This is a genomic window from Sunxiuqinia dokdonensis (assembly GCF_001270965.1).
GTDB classification, from domain to species: domain Bacteria; phylum Bacteroidota; class Bacteroidia; order Bacteroidales; family Prolixibacteraceae; genus Sunxiuqinia; species Sunxiuqinia dokdonensis.
On the sequence record NZ_LGIA01000066.1, the window covers coordinates 1 to 5,200 of the forward strand.

Annotated in this window: 4 protein-coding genes; 3 read left to right on the forward strand and 1 reads right to left on the reverse strand. The window is 44.2% G+C overall.

Going from position 1 to position 5,200, the window contains the following annotated elements:
* The 3 genes from NC99_RS22300 to lgt all read left to right on the forward strand — a co-directional run.
* Positions 1–239 (forward strand): hypothetical protein (locus tag NC99_RS22300; protein ID WP_204374919.1); only part of this gene is annotated, 239 nt, incomplete at its 5' end.
* Between the two features lie 281 nt (positions 240–520).
* Positions 521–3,838 (forward strand): preprotein translocase subunit SecA, encoded by a 3,318-nt coding sequence (secA, locus tag NC99_RS06020; protein WP_053180898.1) that lies wholly within the window; start codon positions 521–523, stop codon positions 3,836–3,838.
* Between the two features lie 96 nt (positions 3,839–3,934).
* Positions 3,935–4,744 (forward strand): prolipoprotein diacylglyceryl transferase, encoded by an 810-nt coding sequence (lgt, locus tag NC99_RS06025; RefSeq protein WP_053180902.1) that lies wholly within the window; start codon positions 3,935–3,937, stop codon positions 4,742–4,744.
* Here the strand turns inward: lgt and NC99_RS22060 are convergent.
* The coding region (locus NC99_RS22060; protein ID WP_162231157.1) for a DUF6340 family protein at positions 4,741–5,200 on the reverse strand (460 nt) is incomplete at its 5' end. The genes lgt and NC99_RS22060 overlap by 4 nt on opposite strands.

The window sequence follows — 5,200 nt, forward strand, 5'->3', positions numbered from 1 at the left end:
TTTTGTTTTTAAGGATTGACGAATTAGTAATTTTAGTAATCAAACAGAATCAATTCGAGAAGCTGCTTCCCCCCAGAAGCAGCTTTCTTTATATACAGCCGCAAACAAAGCCGTCGGCCAGCCCATCAGTAAGTTCCCTGGCTTTATCTTTTTCTTCGTCCGTTCCTTTGCACGCTTTGCATACTGGCAAATTCAGCGCTAAATTTTTTGAGGCTTTCGCCGGATCGAGTTTCTTCTGACAAACAAAACACCTGGAAGTAAAATCATTCATAGCGGTTCAATTTCGAAATGCAAAATTAGTGAATCAATAGAAGATAGAAGCCATCTCATCGCTTATTAGTCCGATTTGCATGCTCGATTGACAGCTAAGGTGGCGCACCATGTTATTATGGCGCAAATTTCAGCGAAACAGCAGGTGGCATGATTATTATTGAAAAAAAACAAGACGCGAATTAATAAACTTACACAGATTGACTACTTTTGTGTCCGTTCACAGATAAAATATAAGAAATTCAAGATAATGGCATTTGTAAATAAACTTTTAGGAAAATTTTTGGGCAACAAATCGGATCGTGATATCCGGGAGATTTCTCCAATTGTTGAGCAAATAAAAGCAGAATACGAAAGAATCTCAAAACTTTCCATCGAGGAACTAAGAGCTGAATCGGCCCGGCTGAAGCAAATTATACAGGATCGCATACAGCCGGATATGGACGAAATCGCGTCCTTGAAATCTAAGGTCGAGGAGGTTGAAATTCAGGAAAGTGAAAAGATATACCAGCAAATTGATAAGATTGAGGAGCAGATCAATGAAAAGATTGAACTTGTTCTGAATGAGATTTTGCCGGCAGCTTTTGCTGTAGTTAAAGAAACAGCCCGTCAGTTTAAGGATAACGAGAAGCTGACGGTGAACGCGACAGAATTTGACCGCGAGCTGGCCGCAGGACGTGACAGTATCGAAATTGATGGAAATCAGGCTATTTGGTACAACAAATGGATTGCAGGTGGATCGGAAGTGACCTGGGATATGGTGCATTACGATGTGCAGCTGATTGGTGGAATCGTGCTTCACCAGGGAAAAATTGCCGAGATGGGGACTGGTGAAGGAAAAACCTTGGTGGCCACGCTGCCTGTTTTCCTAAATGCCTTAGCAGGAAAAGGCGTGCATGTGGTAACCGTGAACGATTACCTGGCCAAGCGTGATGCCGAATGGATGGGCCCAATTTTCGAGTTTCATGGGCTATCGGTCGATTGCATTGACAAACACCGGCCAAATTCCGATGGACGCCGAAAAGCTTACAATGCTGATATTACCTATGGAACCAACAATGAGTTTGGCTTTGATTACCTGCGTGACAACATGGCCATCAATCCACAGGACCTGGTTCAGCGCAAGCATCATTATACCATTGTCGATGAGGTGGACTCGGTATTGATTGATGATGCACGTACGCCTTTGATCATCTCCGGACCAATTCCTAAAGGCGATATTCAGAAGTTTGACGAGTTGAAACCGAAAGTTGAAAAACTGGTTGCCGCACAAAAGAACTACGTGAATCAGTGTTTGACTGATGCCAAACGTTTGTTGAACAAGGAGAACCCGACCAAGGAAGAAAAAGAAGAAGGCGCGATGAACTTGCTCAGGGCGCATAAAGGTTTGCCAAAAACCAAGGCCATCATCAAATTTCTGAGCGAAGAGGGCAACAAGGCAGCCATGCAAAAGATTGAAAACTTTTACATGCAGGACAATAGCAAGAACATGCATATTGTTACCGATCCGCTTTATTTTATCATCGAAGAAAAACAAAACTCTGTCGAGTTAACCGATAAAGGAATTGATTTGATCTCGGCTGACGTGGATGATCCTGAATTTTTCATTCTGCCCGATATGGGAAGTATGATTGCTGAAATTCAGAATGATGCAGCCTTGACAAAGGAAGAGCAACTGGAGAAAAAAGACCAGTTGTTGCAAAACTATGCCGTCAAATCAGAACGGGTTCACACGATTAACCAATTGCTGAAAGCCTATGCCATGTTTGAAAAAGACGTGGAATATGTGGTGATCGACAATAAAGTGAAGATTGTGGATGAGCAAACCGGCCGGATTATGGAAGGCCGGCGTTATTCTGATGGATTGCACCAGGCCATTGAAGCCAAAGAACGTGTGAAAGTAGAAGCAGCGACACAGACTTTTGCGACGATTACGCTGCAAAACTATTTCAGAATGTACCACAAACTAAGTGGTATGACCGGTACTGCGGAAACGGAAGCTGGGGAATTCTGGGATATCTATAAATTGGAAGTTGTCGTCATTCCAACAAACCGGAAAATCATTCGCGATGACCGCGAGGATTTGGTGTACAAAACCAAACGCGAAAAGTACAATGCGGTGATTCAGGAGATCGTCGAACTAAATAAACAGGGAAGACCAGCTCTGGTTGGTACGACCTCTGTGGAAATTTCGGAATTGCTAAGCCGGATGTTGAAAATTCGGGGAGTGAAGCATAACGTGCTAAACGCCAAATTGCATGCCCGCGAAGCCGATATTGTTGCCGACGCTGGTGCCAGCGGCATGGTCACCATTGCGACCAACATGGCTGGTCGTGGTACCGACATTAAACTGACAAAACAGGTGAAAGAGCTTGGTGGTTTGGCCATTATTGGTACCGAACGCCACGATTCGCGCCGTGTTGACCGCCAGTTACGCGGACGTGCCGGACGCCAGGGAGACCCGGGCAGCTCACAGTTTTTCGTGTCGTTGGAAGACGATCTGATGCGTCTTTTTAATTCAGACCGAATTACAGGCATTATGGACCGCTTGGGCTTGGAAGAAGGCGAAGTCATTCAACATTCCATGATCACCAAATCCATTGAGCGGGCACAACGTAAAGTCGAGGAAAATAACTTCGGTATTCGTAAGCGGTTGCTTGAATACGACGATGTGATGAACTCGCAGCGTGAAGTCATTTACAAAAAGCGTTTCCATGCCTTGTTTGGCGAACGCCTGGAAGTGGACCTGCTGAACATGATGTACGACTCGCTGGAAAACCTGGTAAACGAGTACTACGGAAGCGACCAGTTTGAAGACTTTAACATGGAGTTGGTCCGGTTGATGTCAATTGAATCACCAGTTTCAGCCGAAGAATTTATAAAACTGAAGCCTGAAGAGATTATTGAGCAGATCTACCAGGTGATGATCAAGACCTTCACCCGTAAAGTTGAAACGATCTCGAAACAAGCCTATCCGGTTATCAAAGATGTGTACGAGCGGAAATCGCACGTCTATCAAAATATTGTTGTCCCCATTTCCGACGGCAAGCGCATTTTTCAAATCATTACCAACCTTGAAAAAGCCTACAACAATCAAGGTAAAGAGTTGGTAAAATCGTATCAAAAGCAGGTGGTGCTGTCAACCATTGACGAGGCCTGGAAAGAACAGTTGCGTGAGATGGATGATTTGAAACAATCGGTTCAGAATGCCACTTATGAGCAAAAAGATCCGCTGCTGATTTACAAGTTCGAATCCTTCAACTTGTTTAAAATCATGGTTCAAAAGGTGAATAAAGATGTGGTTTCAACTTTGATGAAAGGGCACATCCCAATTTCAGACCCGAACCAGGTGCGTGAGGCTGATGCCAACAGACGGACTGATATGAGCAAATATTCAACGCAAAAATCCGATGTTTCGGAGGTTACCTCGCGGAGCGGCCAACAGGAGCGTAAAGAACCTCAAAAATTACAGCCGGTGCGTGTGGAAAAGAAAGTTGGCCGGAATGATCCCTGTCCATGTGGGAGTGGAAAAAAATACAAAAGTTGTCACGGAAAGAACATGGAATAGCATCGAAATGCAATTCTAATCCTTTGAGTTTGTAACAGTCGGTGTTTTGGGACAAGCAAAAATGTACTCCAGCTCACGACTTGAAAAATAGAATACATGGAATTTTTAGCCTTTATTCATTGGAACGTAGATCCTGAAATTTTCAGCCTTGGGCCGCTCTCAGTGCGTTGGTATGGTTTGTTGTTTGCTATCGGGTTTTTATCCGGCTATTACCAGGGCGAGCGCATGTTTAAGTTCGAAAACATCAACCTGGAGTGGTTGGAAAGCCTTTTCATTTACCTGATTGTAGCTACTATTGTCGGTGCCAGGCTTGGGCATGTCATTTTTTACGGTTGGGACTACTATTCGCAACACCCGGCTGAAATTCTAAAGGTTTGGCAAGGTGGATTAGCCAGCCATGGTGGAGCTGCCGGTATTTTTATTGCACTAATCTGGTGGAGTAAAAAAGTGTCTAAACGTTCCGTATTGTGGGTTTTAGATCGGGTAGTGGTGCCAACAGCTTTGGTGGCAGCACTGATTCGTACGGGAAACCTGATGAATTCGGAGATATACGGTATTCAAACCAGTTTACCCTGGGGCTTTATTTTTGAACGAAATGGGGAAACAGTGGCAAAACACCCGACGCAACTTTACGAAGCACTGGCCTATCTGGTCACTTTTGCGGTCATGCTCTATACGTATTGGAAAACCAAATTGCGGAACCGTCAAGGATTTATCGTCGGGCTGTTTTTCGTGATGATTTTCCTGGCACGTTTTGTTATCGAATTCATTAAAGAAGATCAGGAAGCTTTTGAAGCCGGCATGGTGCTCAATATGGGACAGTGGCTCAGCATTCCATTTATACTGGGCGGGTTGTACCTGATGATTCGGGCACTGAAACGGCCTCCCGTCATTTACAAAAACTAATCAGGAATATATTTGTCAAACGCTTCAATAGTTTGTTTTCGGCTTTTTAACTGGTACAAATAAGCCTCTGTTTGCTTGCGATATTGAGTTTGGTATGATTTTGTGGCCCATTGGCCCGCATCATTAAAATTGCCAAGCATTTCGCTGGCAATGGCCAGGTTATATTCCAGTTTGCTTTTTTCCGATTTGCTGTTGGTTCTTGCCAATAGCTCTTGCCAATGATCGTAGGCTTCAACCCAATTATTTTCACGAATAGCGGACTCGAGCAGTAACGAATTGGCCGCTTTGACAACAAAATAACCTCGTGTCTGTGTTTGCCATTGGGGCGATAATCTCGAGTCCAATTCAAGGGCAACCTGGATTCCGGTTTCAATGAGTGCTTGCTTGACAGGTACCAGCCGGTTGGTGAATAAGTTTTTTTGTGAATAATCGGCTTCGGCCCAGTAAATGGTAGCC

Bases quoted from the DNA above. Each gene is read 5' to 3' on its own strand.
- secA (WP_053180898.1), top strand. From the start codon at position 521: ATGGCATTTGTAAATAAACTTTTAGGAAAATTTTTGGGCAACAAATCG.
- lgt (WP_053180902.1), top strand. From the start codon at position 3,935: ATGGAATTTTTAGCCTTTATTCATTGGAACGTAGATCCTGAAATTTTC.